The organism is Bradyrhizobium barranii subsp. apii (assembly GCF_011516635.5).
GTDB classification, from domain to species: Bacteria; Pseudomonadota; Alphaproteobacteria; order Rhizobiales; family Xanthobacteraceae; genus Bradyrhizobium; species Bradyrhizobium barranii.
This window is the reverse complement of the sequence record NZ_CP096255.1, coordinates 7,278,191-7,298,556: the sequence shown is the minus strand read 5'-3', so window position 1 is coordinate 7,298,556 and position 20,366 is coordinate 7,278,191. Positions and strand designations below refer to the sequence as shown.

23 protein-coding genes and 1 riboswitch are annotated in these 20,366 nt (G+C 65.0%); of the genes, 10 read left to right on the top strand and 13 right to left on the bottom strand.

Annotation, left to right across the window (positions count from 1 at the left end):
• Positions 1–23: 23 nt before the first annotated feature.
• A complete protein-coding gene (locus tag HAP41_RS35030) occupies positions 24–947 on the top strand; it encodes an MBL fold metallo-hydrolase (protein ID WP_166087571.1) in 924 nt (307 codons plus the stop codon).
• A 52-nt stretch (positions 948–999) separates the two neighbouring features.
• Here the strand turns inward: HAP41_RS35030 and HAP41_RS35025 are convergent, their stop codons facing one another.
• On the bottom strand, positions 1,000–1,854 hold the full coding sequence (locus HAP41_RS35025) for a DUF1499 domain-containing protein (protein WP_063984936.1): 855 nt from the start codon (positions 1,852–1,854) through the stop codon (positions 1,000–1,002).
• 294 nt (positions 1,855–2,148) lie between these two features.
• Positions 2,149–3,777, bottom strand: coding sequence for a fatty-acid--CoA ligase (locus HAP41_RS35020; protein ID WP_166087579.1), 1,629 nt, complete (start codon positions 3,775–3,777; stop codon positions 2,149–2,151).
• Between the two features lie 64 nt (positions 3,778–3,841).
• Between HAP41_RS35020 and HAP41_RS35015 the strand changes: the two genes are divergently transcribed.
• Positions 3,842–4,939: an extensin family protein gene (locus HAP41_RS35015; RefSeq protein WP_085401297.1), complete on the top strand. Its 1,098-nt coding sequence runs from the start codon at positions 3,842–3,844 to the stop codon at positions 4,937–4,939.
• Positions 4,940–4,975: 36 nt separating this feature from the next.
• On the opposite strand, the gene HAP41_RS35010 is transcribed toward HAP41_RS35015, so the two are convergent.
• A complete protein-coding gene (locus HAP41_RS35010) occupies positions 4,976–5,662 on the bottom strand; it encodes a L,D-transpeptidase (protein ID WP_063984933.1) in 687 nt (228 codons plus the stop codon).
• A gap of 337 nt (positions 5,663–5,999) precedes the next feature.
• Here HAP41_RS35010 and HAP41_RS35005 point away from each other — a divergent pair, with 337 nt between their 5' ends.
• Positions 6,000–6,977 carry a magnesium transporter CorA family protein gene (locus HAP41_RS35005; protein ID WP_166087661.1) on the top strand — a complete coding sequence of 326 codons (978 nt, stop codon included), beginning with the start codon at positions 6,000–6,002 and terminating at the stop codon, positions 6,975–6,977.
• A gap of 186 nt (positions 6,978–7,163) precedes the next feature.
• Positions 7,164–7,382 carry a hypothetical protein gene (locus tag HAP41_RS35000; RefSeq protein ID WP_028148212.1) on the top strand — a complete coding sequence of 73 codons (219 nt, stop codon included), beginning with the start codon at positions 7,164–7,166 and terminating at the stop codon, positions 7,380–7,382.
• 85 nt (positions 7,383–7,467) lie between these two features.
• Here the strand turns inward: HAP41_RS35000 and HAP41_RS34995 are convergent, their stop codons facing one another.
• Genes HAP41_RS34995 through pdxH form a run of 3 tightly spaced genes read right to left on the bottom strand, consistent with a single transcriptional unit; the run spans position 7,468 to position 9,675 of the window.
• The gene (locus HAP41_RS34995; RefSeq protein ID WP_166087697.1) at positions 7,468–8,238 is read right to left on the bottom strand and encodes a class I SAM-dependent methyltransferase; all 771 of its coding nucleotides are present in this window, start codon (positions 8,236–8,238) and stop codon (positions 7,468–7,470) included.
• A 17-nt stretch (positions 8,239–8,255) separates the two neighbouring features.
• On the bottom strand, positions 8,256–9,008 hold the full coding sequence (locus HAP41_RS34990) for an SDR family NAD(P)-dependent oxidoreductase (RefSeq protein ID WP_063984930.1): 753 nt from the start codon (positions 9,006–9,008) through the stop codon (positions 8,256–8,258).
• Positions 9,009–9,033: 25 nt separating this feature from the next.
• Complete coding sequence (pdxH, locus tag HAP41_RS34985) at positions 9,034–9,675, bottom strand: pyridoxamine 5'-phosphate oxidase (RefSeq protein ID WP_085401293.1); 642 nt, start codon at positions 9,673–9,675, stop codon at positions 9,034–9,036.
• Positions 9,676–9,788: 113 nt separating this feature from the next.
• Between pdxH and HAP41_RS34980 the strand changes: the two genes are divergently transcribed.
• Both HAP41_RS34980 and HAP41_RS34975 read left to right on the top strand, forming a co-directional pair.
• On the top strand, positions 9,789–10,196 hold the full coding sequence (locus HAP41_RS34980; protein WP_063984928.1) for an RT0821/Lpp0805 family surface protein: 408 nt from the start codon (positions 9,789–9,791) through the stop codon (positions 10,194–10,196).
• A 108-nt stretch (positions 10,197–10,304) separates the two neighbouring features.
• The gene (locus HAP41_RS34975; RefSeq protein ID WP_166087760.1) at positions 10,305–11,267 is read left to right on the top strand and encodes a DnaJ C-terminal domain-containing protein; all 963 of its coding nucleotides are present in this window, start codon (positions 10,305–10,307) and stop codon (positions 11,265–11,267) included.
• 443 nt (positions 11,268–11,710) lie between these two features.
• Here the strand turns inward: HAP41_RS34975 and HAP41_RS34970 are convergent, their stop codons facing one another.
• The gene (locus HAP41_RS34970; RefSeq protein WP_028148206.1) at positions 11,711–12,481 is read right to left on the bottom strand and encodes an anti-sigma factor family protein; all 771 of its coding nucleotides are present in this window, start codon (positions 12,479–12,481) and stop codon (positions 11,711–11,713) included.
• 106 nt (positions 12,482–12,587) lie between these two features.
• Positions 12,588–13,076 carry a sigma-70 family RNA polymerase sigma factor gene (locus HAP41_RS34965; RefSeq protein ID WP_014497222.1) on the bottom strand — a complete coding sequence of 163 codons (489 nt, stop codon included), beginning with the start codon at positions 13,074–13,076 and terminating at the stop codon, positions 12,588–12,590.
• A 171-nt stretch (positions 13,077–13,247) separates the two neighbouring features.
• Between HAP41_RS34965 and fabI the strand changes: the two genes are divergently transcribed.
• The 4 genes from fabI to HAP41_RS34945 all read left to right on the top strand — a co-directional run bounded on the left by fabI (position 13,248) and on the right by HAP41_RS34945 (position 17,224).
• Positions 13,248–14,063 carry an enoyl-ACP reductase FabI gene (gene fabI, locus HAP41_RS34960; RefSeq protein ID WP_166087769.1) on the top strand — a complete coding sequence of 272 codons (816 nt, stop codon included), beginning with the start codon at positions 13,248–13,250 and terminating at the stop codon, positions 14,061–14,063.
• A gap of 14 nt (positions 14,064–14,077) precedes the next feature.
• Complete coding sequence (locus HAP41_RS34955; protein ID WP_166087786.1) at positions 14,078–14,677, top strand: histidine phosphatase family protein; 600 nt, start codon at positions 14,078–14,080, stop codon at positions 14,675–14,677.
• Between the two features lie 187 nt (positions 14,678–14,864).
• Complete coding sequence (aroC, locus tag HAP41_RS34950; protein ID WP_028148203.1) at positions 14,865–15,953, top strand: chorismate synthase; 1,089 nt, start codon at positions 14,865–14,867, stop codon at positions 15,951–15,953.
• A gap of 80 nt (positions 15,954–16,033) precedes the next feature.
• Entirely contained in the window at positions 16,034–17,224 is a 1,191-nt protein-coding gene (locus HAP41_RS34945) for an adenylate/guanylate cyclase domain-containing protein (RefSeq protein WP_166087806.1), read from the top strand.
• A gap of 43 nt (positions 17,225–17,267) precedes the next feature.
• Here HAP41_RS34945 and clpS read toward each other — a convergent pair whose 3' ends face one another.
• Genes clpS through HAP41_RS34920 form a run of 5 tightly spaced genes read right to left on the bottom strand, consistent with a single transcriptional unit; the run spans position 17,268 to position 20,011 of the window.
• On the bottom strand, positions 17,268–17,573 hold the full coding sequence (clpS, locus tag HAP41_RS34940; protein ID WP_014497217.1) for an ATP-dependent Clp protease adapter ClpS: 306 nt from the start codon (positions 17,571–17,573) through the stop codon (positions 17,268–17,270).
• A 41-nt stretch (positions 17,574–17,614) separates the two neighbouring features.
• Positions 17,615–17,956 carry a DUF190 domain-containing protein gene (locus tag HAP41_RS34935; RefSeq protein ID WP_166087825.1) on the bottom strand — a complete coding sequence of 114 codons (342 nt, stop codon included), beginning with the start codon at positions 17,954–17,956 and terminating at the stop codon, positions 17,615–17,617.
• Between the two features lie 2 nt (positions 17,957–17,958).
• Complete coding sequence (gene crcB / locus HAP41_RS34930) at positions 17,959–18,387, bottom strand: fluoride efflux transporter CrcB (RefSeq protein ID WP_166087846.1); 429 nt, start codon at positions 18,385–18,387, stop codon at positions 17,959–17,961.
• Between the two features lie 6 nt (positions 18,388–18,393).
• Entirely contained in the window at positions 18,394–18,828 is a 435-nt protein-coding gene (gene crcB / locus HAP41_RS34925) for a fluoride efflux transporter CrcB (protein ID WP_166087886.1), read from the bottom strand.
• On the bottom strand, positions 18,803–20,011 hold the full coding sequence (locus HAP41_RS34920; RefSeq protein ID WP_166087890.1) for an MFS transporter: 1,209 nt from the start codon (positions 20,009–20,011) through the stop codon (positions 18,803–18,805). The genes crcB (HAP41_RS34925) and HAP41_RS34920 overlap by 26 nt, the downstream gene beginning before the upstream one ends.
• Before the next feature lie 91 nt (positions 20,012–20,102).
• A riboswitch (Fluoride riboswitch) is annotated at positions 20,103–20,180 on the bottom strand.
• Positions 20,181–20,366: the final 186 nt, after the last annotated feature.

The window sequence follows — 20,366 nt, the reverse complement described above, 5'->3', positions numbered from 1 at the left end:
TGGCGGTACGTACAGGAAGCCTCATGTCCGATAACGACGACATCCCGTTCAACCGCAACTTTCCGCTCAAAGCCGGTGTCGTCGAGGAAGTCCGTCCCGGCGTGCGGCGCGTGCTCTGTAACAATCCGAGCCCGTTCACCTTCACCGGCACGGTCAGCTACATCGTAGGCCAAGGCAACGTCGCAATCATCGATCCCGGTCCGGACGACGAGGCGCATGCGGCGGCGCTGCTCGATGCCGTGCGCGGCGAGACGGTGAGCCATATCTTCGTCACCCACACCCATCGCGACCATTCGCCGAACACGGCACGGATCAAGCAGGCGACCGGCGCGCCCGTCTATGCCGAGGGCCCGCACCGTGCCTCGCGCCCGCGCTTCGAGAGCGAGAAGCACAATCCGGAGTCCGGCGCCGACCGCGATTTCGCGCCCGATATCAGGATCGCCCATGGCGACGTCGTCGAAGGCGACGGCTGGCGTCTGGAGGCCGTGGCGACGCCCGGCCACACCGCCAATCATCTCGCCTTCGCCTGGCCCGAACGGAAATTCAACTTCGTCGGCGATCACGTGATGGGCTGGTCGACCTCGATCGTGGCGCCGCCCGACGGCTCGATGATCGACTACATGGAGTCGCTCGATCGCCTCGCCGCGCGCGAGGAGCATCTGTATTTCTCCGGCCACGGCCCGGAGATCCCGGACGGCCAGCGCTTCGTGCGCTTCCTGATCCGCCACCGCAAGGCGCGTGAAGCCTCGATCCTGCATCGCCTGGCCAAGGGCGAGGCCGATATCCCGACCATGGTGCGCGCGATCTATATCGGCATCGATCCCAGGCTGACGACGGCCGCCGGCTATTCGGTCCTGGCGCATCTGGAAGATCTGGTCGCGCGCGGCGTGGTGACGACGGACGGCGATCCCGTGATCGGTGGAACGTATCGAATGGCGGGGGCCTAGCTTCTCGTCATTCCGGGCTGGATGCTGCGCATCGTCCTGGAATGACAGCGGGCTACTTCTTCACCGTCTTCGCCGGTGCCTTCGGCGGCGCGACCGGCGTCTTCTTCACCGGTTTCAGCGCGTCGGCGTCGGCGGCGGTGTTGAGATCGTCGATGAATTTTTTGACGCGCGCGGCGTTGCTGCCGAGATCACTGTCGAAATAGCGCGACGCCGAGCGGATATCGACGCGGGAATCGTCACCATCGGGCACGACCCGGATCGAGATGTCCTCGCGGAACCCCATGATCGGCGTCCGTGCCACCGCCTCGATGCGGCCGATACGGCGCGGCGGCTGCGGCTCGCGCTCGTCGATGACGAGCCATTTGCGCTTGATGACGAGCTGGCGCGCGATCGCATAGGCCCGATCGACGGGGATCTCCAACTCGATCGGCTCGATGTCCGGGTAGAACTGGCGCTGCTGCTCGGCCGAATAGAGGCCGGCATAGACCGCGGTGTTGGTGCCATCGCCGGTGCGCAGATGCGCGAGCGCGTCGAAGCGCGGCGGGTCGATCGGGTTGGTGGTGATGTCGTAGATCGGCGGCAGCTTGCGGTATTGCAGGGCGAGATAAGCGGGATAAGCGAGGATCGCGCCGTTGATGAGGAAGGCGAGCAGGATGCGCCCCATGCCGCGCGAGCCGTTCTGCCAGATCGCGGCAAAGCCCGCGAGCCCAAACAGGATCGAGAGGCCGGCGATCGCGAGCCCGCCGAAGAACGTCATCAGCGCCGGCCTCATCTCCAGGAAGTCGAAGCGGACGATGATGATCGAGACCACCACCGCCACCACCGCGAACACGGCCAGATTACGCGCCCAGCTCGCGAGGCTGGACACGGGCTCCGACTGATAGGGAGCGGAAAACCTGCGGGCCATCGGGTGAAGCTCTGCCGGGGTTTCGGGGGCGATGTCGGCCGATTTGGCGCGACGATGGGCCGTTGAGACCACGGCCCGGGGGCAAATTCAAGGGTTCCGCATGCGCCCCCACCGTCATGCCCGGGCATAGCCGTCCGAAGGACGGCGTCGCTTCCGCTCGCCTATGCCCGGGCATCCACGTTCTCCGTGCCGCGGGGCAAGGCCTGGATGGCCGGGACAAGCCCGGCCATGACGTTGTGGAGGCTCCAATGCGTCGAGCGCTCAGGCCCTTTAGGGGGAGGGCGGTACCTAGGGTTACGCCGCCGCGTTCGGGAAACGGTAATCCTTGAACTGGTCGCGTAGTGCGGTCTTCAGGATCTTGCCGGTCGCGGTGTGCGGAATGCCTTCGACGAAGGCGACGTCGTCAGGCATCCACCATTTGGCGATCTTGCCGTCCATGAACTTCAGGATGTCCTCGCGGCTGGCCTGCTGGCCCTGCTTGAGCTGCACGATCAGCAGCGGCCGCTCGTCCCATTTGGGATGATAGATGCCGATCACGGCGGCCTCCGCCACGGCGGGATGGCCGACCGCGAGGTTTTCGAGGTCGATCGAGGAGATCCACTCGCCGCCGGACTTGATCACGTCCTTGGAGCGGTCGGTGATCCGCATGTAGCCGGCCTCGTCGATGGTCGCGACGTCACCGGTGTCGAAGAAGCCCTCCTCGTCGAGGATGTTGCTGTCGACGCGGTAATAGGCCTTGGCGACGGCGGGGCCGGAGACCTTGAGACGGCCGAAGGTCTTGCCGTCCCAGGGCAGCTCCTTGCCGGCATCGTCGGTGATCTTCATCTCCACCGCAAAGGGCGCATAGCCCTGCATCTGCAGCACGTCGAGCCGCGCCTCACCGGTCGCATTCTGGAACGGCGGCTTCAGTGCCGCGACGCTGCCGATCGGGCTCATCTCGGTCATGCCCCAGGCGTGGCGCACGTTCGAGCCCATGTCGAGGAAGGCCTTGATCATCGAGCGCGGCATCGCCGAGCCGCCGCAGATCACCATCTTCAGAGCCGGCAGTTTCAGATTGTTGGCCGCCATGTGCTGCAGCAGCATCAGCCACACCGTGGGCACGCCCGCCGTGTGTGTCACCTTCTCCGTCGAGAGCAGCTCGTAGACGGAGGCGCCGTCGAGCTTGGCGCCGGGCATGACCAGCTTGGTGCCTTGCGAGGGGGCCGAGAAGGCGATGCCCCAGCTATTGGCATGGAACAGCGGCACCACCGGCAGCATTGTCTCGGACGCGCTGGTGCCGAGCGCATCGACATTGTTCGCCATCAGCGCGTGCAGCACGTTGGAGCGATGCGAATACAGAACCCCCTTCGGATCGCCCGTGGTGCCGGAAGTGTAGCACATCGCGGCGGCCGTGTTCTCGTCAAAGTCCTTCCATTCGAATTTGCCGTCGGCCTCCGCGATCCAATCCTCGTAGGCGACCACGTTCTTCAGCGTCGTCTGCGGCATGTGCGCCTTGTCGGTGAGCACGACGTAGCGTTCCACGCTTGGCAGCTTGTCGGCGATCTTCTCCAGGACCGGAACGAAGGTGAGGTCGGTCATCACGATGCGGTCCTGCGCATGGTTGATGATCCAGGCGATCTGCTCGGGGAAAAGGCGGGGATTGACGGTATGGCAGATGGCGCCGATCCCCATGATGCCGTACCAGACCTCGAGATGGCGCCAGGTGTTCCAGGCGATCGTTGCGACACGGTCGCCGAGCTTGATGCCGTCTCGCTCCAGCACCTGCGAGACCTTGAGCGCCCGCTTGTGGATTTCGCCGTAGGTGGTGCGATGGATCGGTCCCTCGACCGATCGCGTAACGACCTCCTGCTTGCCATGAATCTTGGCGGCGTGTTCGATGATCCGGTGGCAGAGCAGGGGCCAATCTTGCATCAAACCAAGCATTCAGACATTCCTCCGAGGTGGGCTGGACTTTTTATAGCTCTCAGCGCTGGGCCAAAGAATTGTCATGAGTTTTAGCCTGCCGGACTTTCGCCGCAAATGGTCTTGTCGCGGCTATATGTCCGCAGGCGCGGCAATGGTTACCGCTGCGCTCGGGCTGTCGCTTGTGCTGGCGGAGCGGGCAGAAGCGCGAAAATATGCTACGCCGCTGGATATCTTCGGTCTTGGTACACCACGGCCGCGCGCGAAGGTGCACTCCGCCAGGATACCGCTACCAAAGCCCCGCCCGGAGGAGGCCCCCCAAGCAACGGACGAGGCCGCGCCGGAGGCAGAGGGGAAGCCTTCCGCAGACAAGCCGAGCGCGACCAAGCCCGTCGAGGCCGCGCCGCCGCCCGAGAAGCAGCTCTCGGTCTGCCGGCTCGCCTTGACCGAGGAGATCGCCGTCGCGCCGTCCATTCCCGATATTCGCGGCCCCGGCGCCTGCGGCGGCGAGGATCTGGTGCGGCTGGAGGCGATCGTGCTGCCGGACAAGCGCAAGGTGGCGGTCAAGCCGGCGGCGATCCTCCGCTGCACCATGGCCTCCGCGATCGCCGATTGGGTGCGCAAGGACATGGTGCCGCTGGCGGCGAGCCTCGGCTCGACCATCAGCGATCTCGACAATTTCGACAGTTTCGAATGCCGAGGCCGTAACCGCATCGCCGGCGCGATGCTGTCCGAGCACGGCAAGGCCAACGCGCTCGACGTTCGCGCCATCAAGCTCGCCAACGGGCGGTCGATCGGCCTGACCGACCGCGGCATGCCGCGCGATGTGCGCGAGCGCGTGCTGCATTCAGTCTGCGCGCGCTTTTCCACCGTGCTCGGTCCGGGCTCGGACTGGTATCACGAGGACCACATCCATCTCGACCTGGCGCAGCGGCGCAACGACTACCGGATTTGTCAGTGGAACGTCTGGGATCCCCTGCCGCAGGTCGCCCCGTTGCTGCCGGCGGGACGGCCCGAGGAGGCGCCGCCGCGCGAGGTCGCGGCCAGGCCTGAGGCCAAGGATGGAGCCAAGGACGGAGCTGATGACGAGCCGGCGCAGAAATCCCCTGCGCCGGCGGACAAGTCGGCCGCCGATGGCACCAAAGCCGAGCCGCACAAGCCGGCAACAAAAAAGCGCCGGTAAAACCGGCGCTTTTGAATGTCCGAGAGCAGGAAGCGATCAGTAGCTGCCCGCCTGGCCCGTCTGGCTGCCGCCGAGCGCGAGGCGCGAATTGTAGGGCGAGTCGCCATGCTTCGGCTCGAGCACCACGACAATGGTGCCGACCTTGACGCGGCCATAGAGGTCGATCGCGTCCTCGTTGGTTAGGCGGATGCAGCCCGACGAGATCGAGGCGCCGATATATTCCGGCTGGTTGGTGCCGTGAATGCGGAACAGCGTGTCCTTGCCGCCGGAGTAGAGATACATCGCGCGGGAGCCCATCGGATTGTCCGGACCCGGTGCAACGTAGGTCGGCACGCCCAGTCGCGAAATCTCGCCCGGGGTCGGATGCCAGGCCGGCCACTCGGTCATGCTGCCAACCTTGGCAATGCCCGACCAGGCCATGGCTTCTTCGCCGACAGTGATGCCGTAGCGGATCGCCTTGCCGCCATCCATCACCCAGTAGAGGTAATGGTTGTCGGAATCGACCACGATCGAGCCCGGCGATTCCTTGCGGTGGTAATCGACGATGGCGCGGCGGAACGGCTCGGCGACGGGGGTGTTCTCGTACCGGACCTTGGCGAGGAGTTCCTTGTCCTTCGGCTTGAAGGCCTTGGTGTCGGTCGCTTCAAAATGTGTGGCCTGCATGCAGCCCGACAGCATCAGGCCAGCGGCCAAAATACCCAGCATAACTTTCAGCGACGACATGATTTGATTCCAATCGACAACAACTAGCTTTCGCGGGGCTTGAGACGCGCCCAAACCACGACTCCGTTGGGCCCTATTATCGTTGAAATCTGCCACAATTCCAGCGTTTCGGACCTTTTCCCGCGCTGCAAGAGCCGAGCTGTGGCTTTTTTGCCGCAAGTTTTGCGCTCCTGTGCTGGTTTTTAGGCAAAGCACGCCCGACTGTCGATTCCGTGCCACGGTTGGGCCACGGCGCCGCCACAAATGCAAACGCCCCGTTAATGTGCTTGTCATCATGAACTTGTCAGAATCGCGCTAAGGGCTGTCAGTCTGTCGCAGGCCCCTGCTGGAGTTGTGCATGTTTTCTGTGTTCGTTCCCTCCGACTCCTCCCTCAAGAAAGCGGTTGTCGAAGACCTCGCGGCGGTTCCAGAGCATGCGGTGTGGATCGACCTAGTCAACCCGACCGCGGCTGAGGACAAGGCGGTGGAGCGGCTCTCCGGTATTGCGATCCCGACCCGGGAGGACATGCAGGAGATCGAGATCTCCAGCCGCCTCTATATCGAGAACAGCGCCCGCTACATGACGGCAACGCTGATGTGCCAGTCCGACACCGACATGCCCCGGACCACGGCCGTGACCTTCATTCTCGGCGACCACCGCCTGGTGACGGTGCGCTACGACCAGCCCAAGCCGTTTGCGCTGGTCGAGGCCAAGCTGGCCCGGTCCTGCGCGCCCGCGATCACCGGCGAGATGGTCCTGATGGAACTGCTGGACGCCGTGATCGACCGCTGCGCCGACATCCTGGAGCGCTGCGGCGCCGAGATCGACCAGGTCTCGCACGACATCTTCGAGCCCGAGAGCGAACGCCACGGCCACGCCAAGCAATATTCCCAGATCCTGATCTCGATCGGGCGCAAGGGCGATCTGACCTCGAAGGTTCGCGAAAGCCTGGTGTCGATCGGCCGCGTCGTCACCTTCCTCTCCGCGGTGGTGGAGGGCGTGAAATGGTCGAAGGACATGCGCGAGCAGCTCAAGACCATGCAGCGCGACGTCGCCTCGCTGACCGACCACGCCTCCTATCTCTCCAGCAAGATCACGTTCGTGCTCGACGCCATGCTCGGCGTCGTCAATCTCGAGCAGAACAACATCATCAAGCTGTTTTCGGTCATGGCCGTTGTCCTGATGCCGCCGACGCTGATCGCCTCGATCTACGGCATGAATTTCAAGGCGATGCCGGAACTCGAATGGGTCCACGGCTATCCGATGGCGCTGGTGATGATGCTCGCCGCCGCGATCGTCCCGTACTGGCTCTTCAAGTGGAAGAAGTGGCTTTGATACCTACCGAGACCTTACGCCGTTCAACGAGACACGGTGGTTGGTGTCGCAGAATAGAGCGGGATTGAGGCCGCGCCGTGATGTGTGCCCGCCGCCCCAATTCCTCCGGTAAAATTTGAGCAGTGGGCTGAACGTTTGCGCGAAACTTGTCTGCGATAAGCAGCATGTTAGCCGCGAGGAACAGCCATGGTTGAAAAACACATAACGTCGCCCCGCAACGTCATCGATCTGGCGAATTACCGTCAGGTCCTGGCGAGCGGCAAGGCGTCGTCGATGTCGGCGCGCATGTGCCGGCACTGTGGTGCTCCGCTGCTCGACGGTGAGAACGACGACGACTGCTCGACTGCGTTCAGCACGGCCGCTCCGCGGCTGCGCGATCGGTCGCGTCGGATTCGAGTCGATTGAGGAACGGAAGGGTAAAGGCGATCCAGGTCCTGCGGCGGCTTTGTCTGGATCGCCTTGCTTCCCGCCCTTCGAGCGGGAAAATCATCTAGCGCTTCACGATCTGGGCCGTCGAGACGACGGTCTCGGCGATGGCACCGTGGCGACTGAAGGGAGCGAGATGCTGCCCGACATCGCGCAGCATCGCATCGGCATTTTCGCCAAGCGCTTCCGGCGATGACGACGAGTAGGTGAGGGTGCGGCGTGTCAGGTCCTGCACACTGATTGTGTGGCTGGTCTCAACCGTGACGAGCTCGGTGGGCTGAAAGGCGCTGCCGCGAAAGAACGCCGGCAAGTCGCGATGGGTGCGCGTGCCCATGCCTGCCTCCTCCCAGAGCTTGGCCGGTGACCAGCGGCGGCGGACGTCGTTGTAGCCATCGAGCCACGGGTTGCTGCCGTCGGTGGCCGAGAACGAGGCGCAGATCAGAATTGCGCCATCGCGCGCGACCAGTCGATCGAGCCGCACAAGCGTCGGCTCACGATCCATCCAATGCAGCGCGCGGCCGATGGTCACGACGTCGAATGTGCCGATGTCGGGGCTAAGCGTCTCGACCTTGCCTTCGATCAGCGTGAGTGCGTGGCCTGCGCTCGCAGCCGCGCGTCGCGCCGCATCGAGCATGGCAGGTTCAGGGTCGACGCCGACGATGCGGCCGACATAGGGGCCGAAGCCGAGCGCCAGGAGTCCGGGTCCGGTGCCGAGGTCTATCAGGCTGCCCTGTTTGGTGAGACCAAGCTTGTGCGCGACGCTGCGAAAGAATTCGCTCGGGTAGGGCGGCCGCAAATGCTCGTAGAGTGACGCAGTGCTCGCGAACCGGCCCATGCTTCGCCTGCCTGGCCTTACACGTGCTGGCCGCCGTTGATGTGGATCTCGGCGCCGTTGACGTAGGAACTGGTGTCCGTGCACAGCACGTAAATGATCTTGGCGACCTCGTCCGGCGTGCCGAGCCGGTGCATCGGGATCTGCTGGTCGACGATCTTCTCGGTGCCCGGCGACAGGATCGAGGTGTCGATCTCGCCCGGCGCGATCGCGTTGACGCGGACGCCGACGCGGCCGAAATCGGAGGCCATTTCGCGCGTCAGGGATGCAAGCGCGGCTTTCGATGTGGCATAGGCGGCGCCCGCAAAGGGATGCACGCGCGAGCCCGCGATCGAGGTGACGTTCACGACCGAGCCCCTGGCCGCCTTCAACTCCTCGATCAATCCCCGCGCGATCATGATCGGTGCGAAGAAATTGACGTGGAAGACGTGCGTCCAGGTGTCGAGGTCGGTGTCGACCGAGCCAAGCCGCGAGCCGCCCGGACCCTTCGGCGAGATCGCGGCGTTGTTGACGAGCGCATGCAGCATGCCGCCTTCGAGCCGGTTGCGGATGTCGGTGATCGCGCGCGCGGTGTCCAGGGGGTTGCCGAGGTCGACCTGGATGTGATCCTCGGGGCCGGCGTCCCACGGACAGTCCTCGGGGAAGGGATGCCGCGAGCAGGTGATGACGCGCCAGCCCGCCGACGAGAAGCGGATCACGGTGGCGTGGCCGATGCCGCGGCTCGCTCCGGTCAGGAGCAGCGTGCGGCGCGGCGCATTGGACGAATGCGGCATGGACATCTTTCAGGTCGGCCTAAGCTCAGGGATACATCCGCGTCTTGGACCATGGCTGGCCGGCCGCGTCACGGCGAAATTCGATACGGTCGTGCAGGCGGAACGGGCGGTCGTGCCAGAACTCGATACGCGAGGGCGTGATGCGCCAGCCGCTCCAGCCCGGCGGCCGCGGCACCTCGCCGATGATGTGCTTGGCCGCGACTTTGGCGATGGCTTGTTCGAAGGCGAAGCGGCTTTCCAGCGCCTCGGACTGCTTGCTCGCCCAGGCGCCGATCTGCGCCTGCTTGGGACGGGTGGCGAAGTAAGCGTCGGCCTCGGCGTCGGTCACCGGCGTCACGTTGCCGCGGATGCGGACCTGACGGCGCAGCGACTTCCAGTGAAAAAGTAACGCCGCCTTAGGATTTGCGGCGAGTTCGCGGCCTTTCTGGCTCGCGATGTGGCTGTAGAAGACGAAACCGTCGGCATCGAAGCCCTTCATCAGCACCATGCGCACGTCTGGCAGCCCGTCGGGGTCGACGGTTGCGAGCGCCATGGCGTTCGGATCGTTCGGCTCGCTCTTGATCGCCTCGTTCAGCCAAGCCTCGAACAGCGCAAATGGCTCGTCGGCTGCGGTGAAATCACCGGATGTTAAGGGTGTCTGGTGTTTCATCGAGGTCGTGTCGGTCATGTCCGGAGTCCGAATTGCGTCCCGCGGCCCAAAACGCGTTGTTGTCCGCTACCGCCCTATATAGGGCATGGGGACGCGTTGGCCTATCGGCGATCCGGCCGTCCGGCTTTGTCATGACAATGATTCTGATCGGGCTCGGCTCTGGCGGCTGCAGCTTTTCCCGCAACGACACCAGCGCCTACGCCAAGGCCGACGACAGCGACCTGACCGGCTCGATCGCGCGGGCGGCAAAGGACGCCCCGCCGACCGACACCGATCTTGCCTTCGCCCGTAACGCCGCCTCCGACGTGCTGAGCAAGGGCGACAAGGATTCCAGCCAGCACTGGGAGAATCCGGAAACCGGTGCGCGTGGCTCGGTGACGCCGATCGCGCAGTCCTACGCTGCCGAGGACGGCCGCAAGTGCCGGGACTTCCTGGCGAGCTACGTCAATGGCAGCACCGAAAGCTGGCTCCAGGGCGCCGGCTGCCAAAGCAGCCGTGGCCGTTGGGAGATTCATACGCTAAAGCCGTGGCGGAGCTAGGAATCGGCTCCGCGGCTAGTTGCAAAAATGCCACTCGCCTCCCACATGACCAGCAGACGGGGCGGGGAGCCCTTTGAACAATTCGATTTCTTGAAGGAGACGTGACGGATGCGCGACCCCTATGAGGTCTTGGGGGTGCCGCGGAGCGCCAACGCTGCCGCGATCAAGAGCGCCTATCGCAAGCTTGCCAAGAAGCACCATCCCGACAGCAACAAGGATGACCCCAAGGCGGCCGAGCGCTTCTCCGAGATCAATTCGGCGAACGAGATCATCGGCGACGAGGACAAGCGCAAGCAGTTCGACCGCGGCGAGATCGACGCCGACGGCAAGCCGCGCTTCCAGGGTTTTCCGGGCGGCGGCGGGCCGCGCGGCCGTGCGGGTCCCGGCGGGTTCGAAAGCTATACGTTCCGCAGTGGCGGCGCGGGCCCTGGCCAGGGCGGCGGCGCGTTCGAGGACATCCTCAACAGCATGTTCGGCGGGACGAGAGGTGCGCGGTCGGGGGCCGGCGGCGCCGGGCAGTTCGAATTCGACACCGGCGGGATCGGCCTCGATCTGGACGTCAACGTCGCGATGTCCGTCTCGCTGGAAGAATCGGTCAAGGGTGGCGAGAAGCGCGTCCGGTTGCCGACGGGCAAGGAGCTCAACGTCAAGATTCCGGCCGGCGTCACCGAGGGCCAGCAGATCCGGTTGCGGGGGCAGGGCGAGAGCGCCCAGGGCCATCCGCCGGGCGATCTCCTGATCACGATCAGCATCGCGCCGCACCCGTTCTTCAAGATCGAGGGTGCCGACCTCAGGATCGACCTGCCGGTCACGCTCTACGAGGCGGTGCTCGGCGGCAAGGTCCGCGTGCCGACCCTCGGCAATGCCGTGGAACTGTCGGTCCCGAAAAACACCTCCAGCGGCCGGACCTTCCGCCTCAAGGGCAAGGGATTGCCAAAAGCCGGCGGAACCGGGGATCTCTTCGTTACCATCAGGATTATGCTACCGGACGGGAACGACGCCGATCTTGAGGCATTGATGGAGAAGTGGCGGGACCAACACCCCTACAATCCACGTAGCGGGCTTGGCTAAGGCATGATCCGGACCCGGGGGGCCGCGTGAGCGCGAGGCGTTCATTTGGCGTTCAGCGGCTTTCCGAAAAGATCATGCGCAGAGAAAACTGCTGAAGCGTGAGCCATCGCGCTTTAGGGCGAAGTCGCAACTGAAGGGGGTTCTCCCAGAGGTCCAGAGCATCTCTCGACAGATGATGCTCGTCATATGCCTGAGGCGTGAGAGCGCCTCTCGGCCCATGTGGTTCGACGTGTCGGCTGTCCGGCGGGGCAGTCGATAATAGGTGCGGCCTCGAGAGGGGGACCAGCGCGGTACCAAAAACCCCAATCGAGGCCGCCCGCGTCGATCGGCGGATCGAACGCTACTCATTTTCTCGTGAGCATCCGGTGCGATAATGAGACGCACCCATGTCTTGATTCCAAATTTTCAATGTCGGAATCGAGGCACCGCCTTCAAGCGGTTGCTCAGGTACCGTTTTTCTCGGCTTGGTCGTAGACCGCCTGCGCGACCTTGGTCAGGCGATCGCGATCGCTGCCGCCGCTGACGACGTAGCCGACGCCGCGCTCGGCCCAGAACAGCGCTCCGTCCTTGTCGGCCTTGGCGTAGCGCATCTGAGTCGCGCCGGTCTCGGTCTTGGCGGTGTAGATCGTGTATCGCTCGCCCGAGGCGCCCTCATACATCAGGAACGACGCCGGACCGTTCGGCCCCGGCAAGAGCCGGCCGCCGACGAGCTTCAGCCCGCTCGCCTCCAGGTTCGGCGCGAACACGGTCCAGCCGCAGCGCCTGGTCAGCCAGGCCTGGAGATGATCGCGCTCGTTGCCGCCGACCTCGACCGGGTGGCGAACCTCGACGACATAGAGGCGGTGGGCGTCGAGCGCGTCCGCTGTAAAGCTCTGGAAGGTCGAGGGGGCGTTGGCCGCGCCATGCGCCACCCAACCGGCGGTGCCGCCGGCCACGAAGGCGACCAGCACAGCCGCCGCGGCGGCATAGAACCATTGCCGGGGACGACGCTCCAGCCGCTCGAGCTCCAGCCGGGCCGGCACCGGCTCCTGGACGACAGAGTCGTAACGCGCGTGCAACATCTCGGCCATGGCGCGCCAGGACTGCACGCGCCCGGCATCGTCAGGGTGTGCGGCAAGCCAGGCCTCGACGTCGGCGCGGCGCTCGGCCGGCAGCTCGCCGTCGACATAGGCGTGCAGCTCGTCTTCGGTAATGGGAATATTATGGTCGTTCATATCGATCGTCTCTGGCTCTGCGGCCCAAAATGTTTTTCGCGGTTCAACTGCGCTGCTTCCCGCTCCATGCAGGCGAAGCGACCCGCGCGATGCATCAACACTGCCATCACTTCACCCGCTTGAGCGCCGGGCGCTCACCTTCCAGCGAGGCTTTAACGTGGGCTCTCGCGCGCGCCAGGCGCGACATCACGGTGCCGATCGGCACGCCCTGGATGTCGGCGACCTCGCGGTAGCTCATGCCCTCCAGCATCACCAGCAGAAGCACCGAGCGCTGCTCCTCGACCAGCGTCGCCAGCGCCTTCTCGATGTCGCGCCCTTCGGCCTCGGTCCCGCTGGCATCCGGATTGTTCTCCGTCAGCTGCGTGAATTGCGGGCGTCTTGCCAGCGAGCGCCGCCGGTTCTTGTTGAGATTGGTCAAGATCGTATAGAGCCAGCTCCTGACATCGCCTCCGAGGAACAGGCGCTCCGAACGCAGCGCCCGCACCAGCGTATCCTGCACCAGATCGTCGGCCGCATCCGCGTCGCGCGTGAGCGCGCGGGCGTAGCGGCGCAACGCCGGGATCATGGCTTCCACACTCTGGCGAAACGCACTCATGCCGTCTTGACGTCCTGGTGTTCGGCGCGAGCGCCTCAATCATCATAACACCCGAACGGAACGGCTATTCCGGCGCTTGAAACAGCGTTAACGCCGCGTATTAGGACTGTACCGCGAAGGAGGGCTGGTGTACCTCCAGACCTCAACGTGAGCTCGACGGGACGTTAGCAAATGGCGCAGAATTCAGGTCTGATGCAGGGCAAGCGCGGGGTGATCCTCGGCCTTGCCAACAACCGCTCGATCGCCTGGGGCATCGCCAAGGCATGCCACGCAGCCGGCGCCGAGCTCGCCTTCACCTATCAGGGCGATGCGCTCAAGAAGCGCGTCGAGCCGCTCGCTGCCGAGATCGGCGGCCTCGTGCTCGGCCATTGCGACGTCACCGATGCCGCGACCATCGACGCCGCCTTCGCAGTGCTGAAGGAGAAGTGGGGCAAGATCGACTTCCTGGTGCATGCGATCGCCTACGGTGAGCAGCTCGACGGCCGCTACGTCGACACCACGCCGGAGAATTTCTCCAAGTCGATGCTGATCTCCTGCTACTCGTTCACGGCCGTGGCGCAGCGCGCCGAGAAGCTGATGACCGATGGCGGCTCGCTCATCACGCTCAGCTATTACGGCGCCGAGAAGTGGATGCCGCACTACAATGTGATGGGCGTGGCGAAGGCCGCGCTGGAGGCCAGCGTGCGCTATCTCGCGGCCGATCTCGGCGAGAAGAACATCCGCGTCAACGCAATCTCGGCCGGGCCGATCAAGACGCTCGCGGCGTCCGGCATCGGCGACTTCCGCTATATCCTGAAGTGGAACGAGAACAACGCGCCGATGCGGCGCAACGTCTCGATCGAAGACGTCGGCGGCAGCGCGCTGTACTTCCTCTCCGACCTCGCGCGCGGCGTCACCGGCGAGGTGCATCACGTCGATTCCGGCTATCACGTGCTCGGCATGAAGCGCCCGGACGCGCCGGACATCTCGTTCGGCGGCAAGGACTAGCTTATAAATCTGGAATGCCGGTGCCCACGATCTATTATCTTCGCCACGGTGAGACCGAGTGGAATGCGCTCGGGAGGCTTCAGGGCACCAAGGACGTTCCGCTGAACGCGCGCGGACGCGGTCAGGCCGTGCAGGCCGGCGGCGTGCTGGCGGATCTCTTCAAGCGCGACGGCAAGGACAAGGCGGCGTTACCCTACGTGTCGAGCCCGCTCGGGCGTGCACGCCAGACCATGGAACTCGCGCGCGGCAAGCTCGAACTGCCGCCGGCGGACTACGCGCTCGACGATCGCCTGCGCGAGATCGGCTACGGCAGCTGGGAAGGGCTGACACTGGCCGAGAGCGAGGCGGCCGATCCGGACGTCTATGCCAGGCGCCTCGCCGACAAATGGACGGTCGGCCCCGCGGACGGGGAGACCTACGCCGATGTGCAGGTCCGCGTGCGGGCCTGGTACAACGAGCTCCGGACCGACACCGTCGCCGTCGCCCACGGCGGGACTTGCCGGGCCCTGATGGTTTCGCTCGGCCTTGAGACGCCGGCCAGCGCCGCCGAGCTCTACATCGAGCAGGGCGCGGTCTACGTGTTTCGGGACGGGCGGCTTGAGAAGTATAGTTAAGGGCGGGCGCCGCCCCGTTCTCCGCCGTCATGCCCGGGCTTGTCCCGGGCATCCACGGACTTTTTGCTTCGGGGGGTCAAGAACGTGGATGGCCGGGACAAGCCCGGCCATGACGACTGTGGCGCGTATTTGACCCCAATTTCAGGGCGCGTTACGACACAAGTCAGAACTGACTTACAGGCTAGCGATGTCCTTCAACACCTTCGGCCACATGTTCCGCGTCACCACCTTCGGCGAGAGCCATGGGGTGGCGATCGGCTGCGTGGTCGACGGCTGTCCGCCCATGATCCCGCTCACCGAGGCCGATATCCAGCAGGATCTCGACCGCCGCCGGCCCGGCCAATCGCGCTTCACCACCCAGCGCCAGGAGCCGGACCAGGTGAAAATCCTGTCCGGCGTGATGGCGCATCCGGAGACCGGCGTGCAGGTGACGACGGGCACCCCGATCGGGCTGCTGATCGAGAACACAGACCAGCGCTCGAAGGACTATTCCGAGATCAAGGACAAGTTTCGGCCCGGCCACGCCGACTTCACCTATGAGGCCAAATACGGCCTGCGCGACTATCGTGGCGGCGGCCGCTCTTCGGCGCGCGAGACCGCGATGCGCGTCGCCGCTGGTGCGATCGCGCGAAAAGTGCTGCCCGACGTCAAGGTCCGCGGCGCGCTGGTGCAAATCGGCCCGCACAAGATCGACCGCAACAAATGGGACTGGGACGAGATTGCAAAAAATCCGTTCTTCTGTCCCGACAAGGACAAGGCCGCCTTCTTCGAGACCTATCTCGACGGCATCCGCAAGAGCGGCTCGTCGATCGGCGCGGTGATCGAGGTCGTCGCCGAAGGCGTGCCGGCCGGCCTTGGTGCCCCGATCTACGCAAAACTCGATTCCGATCTCGCGGGTGCGATGATGACCATCAACGCCGTGAAGGGCGTCGAGATCGGCGCCGGCTTTGGCGCGGCGGAGCTCACCGGCGAAGAGAACGCCGACGAGATGCGCACAGGCAATGATGGCACGCGCTTCCTCTCCAACCATGCCGGCGGCGTTCTGGGCGGCATCTCCACCGGACAGCCGGTGGTGGTGCGCTTCGCGGTGAAGCCGACCTCGTCGATCCTCCAGCCGCGCCTCACTGTCGATCGCAAGGGCGCCGACACCGAGATCTTCACCAAGGGCCGCCACGACCCCTGCGTCGGCATCCGCGCCGTGCCCGTCGGCGAGGCGATGATGGCCTGCGTGCTCGCCGATCACTTCATTCGGGATCGCGGGCAGGTCGGCCGCTAGCTCCGAGCAGGGCGTTCGTGTCGCGGTACTGACCCACCGCGCAGCTTGACGTCCCCAAGACTTCGTCCGCAAATGCGGACATGCAAAACTCCGAGATCCAGCGCATCACCAACTGGCTGATCGACGGTGCGAGGTCGTCCGGGACCCCTTCCGAGATGATCGCCGAGGTCTGCGAGCATCTGGTCGCGGCCGGCCTGCCGCTGTCGCGGTTCGGCATCTTCATTCGCACGCTGCATCCGGAAATCTTCGGCCGCAACTTCATCTGGCGGCAGGGCCAGAAGGTCGAGATCGGCACCGTCGATTTCGAGATCCTGGACACGCCCGAATTCGCCCGAAGCCCGCTCCGGATCGTGTTCGAGGAGGGGCTCGAGGTGCGGGGACGGATGGACGATCCGGACAGCAAGCGGTTTCCGTTCCTCGACGACATGCGCGCCGAAGGCGTGACCGACTACCTCGCGATGCCGATGCACTATCTCGACGGCTCGATCCACGCGACGAGCTGGGTCACGCGGCATCCCGGCGGCTTCAGCGACGACGACATCGCGGCAATCCGCTCCATCGTGACACCGCTCGCGCGCGTCGCCGAGATCATCAGTCTGCGCCGCACCGCCGAGATGCTGCTCGACACCTATGTCGGCAACCGTGCCGGCGCGCGCATCCTCGGCGGCCAGATCCGCCGCGGCCACAACGACACCATGCAGGCCGCGATCTGGCTCTCGGATCTGCGCGGCTTCACCGCACTTTCGGACCGGCTGCCGGCCGAGACCGTGGTCGAGATCCTCAACCACTATTTCGACTGCCAGGTCACCGCGATCCGGGGCCATGGCGGCGAGGTCCTGAAATTCATGGGCGACGGCCTGCTCGCGGTGTTCCCGATCGACGAATATATCGGCGATGCCGCGCATGTCTGCGCGCGCGTGCTGGAGGCCGCGCGCGAATCCCGCGCCAGCGTCGAGGCACTCGCCTTTCCGGTCGGCGACGTCGTCGAGCGCTTCCGCTTCGGCGTCGCGCTGCACGTCGGCAACATCCTCTACGGCAATATCGGCGGCGGCAACCGGCTCGACTTCACCTGCATCGGCCCCGCCGTCAATCTCGCGGCGCGACTGGAGAAGATCACGGGCCGGCTGGGGCGGACCGTCGTGGTCTCGGAAGTCTTCGCGAACGCCTGCCGCCATGACTGGCGCGAGCTCGGCGAATTTCCGATCGCAGGGTTTTCGAAGGCGCAACGCGTGTACGGGCTCGCCGAAGAGACGCCGGTGGTGATGGCCTGATGCGCGATGAGATCAAGATCATTCATCGTCGCAAGATGAAGCCCTATTCCTCGGGCTCCGTCGTGAACAGCAGTGGATAGCCCTTGGCGCGGCCGGCGTCGGTGGCGCGGGTGGCCTTGGTTTCGGCGACGTCCCTGGTGAACACGGCGACCACGCAGGCGCCCAGCTTGTGCGCGGTGATCATGACCTTGTAGGCCTGATCCTCGGTCATGCGGAACTCGGCCTTGAGGATCATCGTGACGAATTCGCGTGGCGTGAAGTCGTCGTTGATCAGGATGACCTTGTGCAGCTTGGGCCGCTCGACCTTGGTCTTCGTCCTGGTTTTAGGCTTGGTAACGGTGTCGTTCATTCCGCCTCCCGGAAACGGCGGGCTCGGTTCAGCCGCGGTGCTCAGTGTGCGGTCCTCTCACCATATTGCAGGACCTGCACCTTCTCCAAGGTGATCAGGCCGCTCGACATCATGCTATCCAGGATGGGCAGGAATGCGTTGATGCTGTCCTCGCTGTCGACGATCTCGATCAGCAGCGGCAGGTCTTCCGACAGCCGCAGGATCTTCGAGGTGTGTAGCCGGCTCGACTTGCCGAACCCCATCGGGCCGCGCAGCACGGTGGCGCCCGCGAGATGCCGCTCGCGCGCCGTCATCACGATCGCTTCGTAAAGCGGCTTGCCGCCAAAATGGTCGCTCTCGCCGATGAAGATCCGGAGCGAAACAGCCTGATTGGGGATTTGCATGGTCAGCTCCTCGTCAAGCGGTTGTAGCGGCTTGCCATCATATGGCCGAGCCACACAGACACCAGCCAGCAGATGACGGATGCCGCGACATAGGCGAGCGCCGTGTATTTCATGCCGCCGTGGAACAGGCGGAAGGTCTCCAGGCTGAAGGCCGAGAAGGTGGTGTAGCCGCCGCAAAACCCGGTCATGACGAATTGCCGGTGCTCGGGCCGCGCCAGCATGCGGCCGTCGGGGCCGGTCAGCGTTGCGTAGAAGCCGATGATCAGCGATCCCGTGGCATTGATGAACAGCGTCGCGACGGGGAAGCCCGAGCCGGTGTCGAGCACGAGGGAGACGAAATAGCGCGCGAGGCCGCCAAGGACGCTGCCGAAGGAAACCCAGGCATAGAGCATCGCGCTGCGCCAGCGGTCGGTGGAGGAGGGAACGGCCATCCGCTTCTAGCCTCCAAGACCGTCAGCCAGGACAAAGCCGAAACTGACGGCGGCAAGGCACAGCCCGACCGAGAACACGACATTGCCGAGCGCGTGCATCGGCTCGCCGTTGCGGGCGAGCGTCAGCGTCTGCAGGCTGAACGAGGACACCGTGGTGTAGCAGCCGAGGAACCCGGTCACCGCGAACAGCCATGGATTGGGCGCGGCGAAGATCGAGCCGGGATGGGTTGCCAGCGCGCCGAAAATGCCGATCAGAAAGGCGCCGGTGATGTTGATGGTCATGGTGCCCCAGGGAAAGGTCTCGCCCATCCGCCGTGCGATCGCGCCCGAGACGAAATAGCGCGCACAGCCGCCGAGAACGCTGCCGACCACGATTGCGATCACTCCGCTCAACACGACGAACGCCCCTCCATCATCATTTGTCCTCCGTTGCCAGGCCATTGCCGACGGCGAGCAGCCCTGCGAGCGCGACCAGCGCGAAGCCGAGCCCGGCCAAAAACGTGCCCGCCGGACCGTAGGCATCCCACAGCGCGCCGGCGATCACGCTTGCGGCCAGCAAGGCCAGTCCGGTGAACAGGTTGAAATAGCCGAATGCGGTGCCGCGCAGGTTCGGCGGCGCGGCGTCGGCGACGAGGGCCGACAGCAGGCCTTGGGTCAATCCCATGTGCAGCCCCCACAGCACGACGCCGAGCGCGAGGCCCGCGAGGCTCGGCAGCAGCGCGAGCGCGAGGTCGGCGGCCGCGAGGAAGACGAGGCCGAGCGCGAGCAGGCCGGTCCGGTTGATCCGGTCAGACAGCACGCCGGCCGGATAGGCCGACAGCGCATAGACCACGTTCATCAGCACCAGCACCGCCGGCACCCACATCGCCGAGAGACCGATGTTCTGCGCGCGCAGGATCAAAAAGGCCTCGCTGAAGCGCGCGAGCGTGAACACCACGCCGACCGCGACGACGCGCCAGTACACGGATCCGAGCTGCCGCATGGCGGAGGTGTTCAGCGGATTCTTCGTAGTCTCCCGGCTTGGGTCCGGCTCCGGCTCGCTCACCGCGAATGCGATCAGGCCGAAAGACAGGAAGGCCGGCAGCACCGCCACCCAGAAGACAAGGGCAAAATTATCTGCCGTCCACCACATCAGGCCGATCGCCACGAGCGGTCCGACGAATGCGCCGATGGTGTCGAGCGACTGCCGCAGGCCGAAGCTCGCGCCGCGCAGACCCGCAGGTGCGATATCGGCGATCAGCGCATCGCGCGGTGCGCCGCGAATACCCTTGCCGACGCGGTCGATGAAGCGCGCGGCAATCAGCCAACCGACGCTGGGGGCAAGCGGGAACAGCGGTTTTGTCAGCGCGGCTAGGCCGTAGCCGAGCGCCGCGAGGAGCTTGCGCCGGCCGAGCCAGTCGGACAATGCGCCGGAGAAGATCTTCGTGATCGAGGCGGTCGCCTCCGCAATGCCCTCGATGAAGCCGACCGTCAGCGTGGAGGCCCCGAGCACGGTGACGAGATAGACCGGCAGCAGCGCGTGGATCATCTCGGAGGAGACGTCCATCAGCATCGAGACGAAGCCGAGCACCCAGATTCCCCTGGGCAGCCCCGCACGCGCAGCATTCGGTGTCGTCGTCGTCACGCCCTGACCTTCGCCTTCAGGCAACAAAAAACCCGCCAGCGGCGGGTTTGTCCATGCTCCCGCCAAAGGCCGAGGCTTTGAGATTGCCCCTCCTCGAGCAGGAGTCATCAGCCCACTACGGTCACAGGCCGACGGGCGGTTGTCGGGGGACTCCATCCCCATCTGTATGGTCAGCCTAGCATGGAAATCGCACCGGACAAGTGGGCGGGGAAGGTCTGTCCTCGGCTCGATGCTGCGGGACGTCCCGGAATGATGGTGTGAGCGATCGCGCGCGTCTCCGTGGCGCAAGCGCGGCAACACGGCGGCAGCTTTGCGTGACGTGCGCATTCCCAACTCGCGAATTCCTAACCGGAAT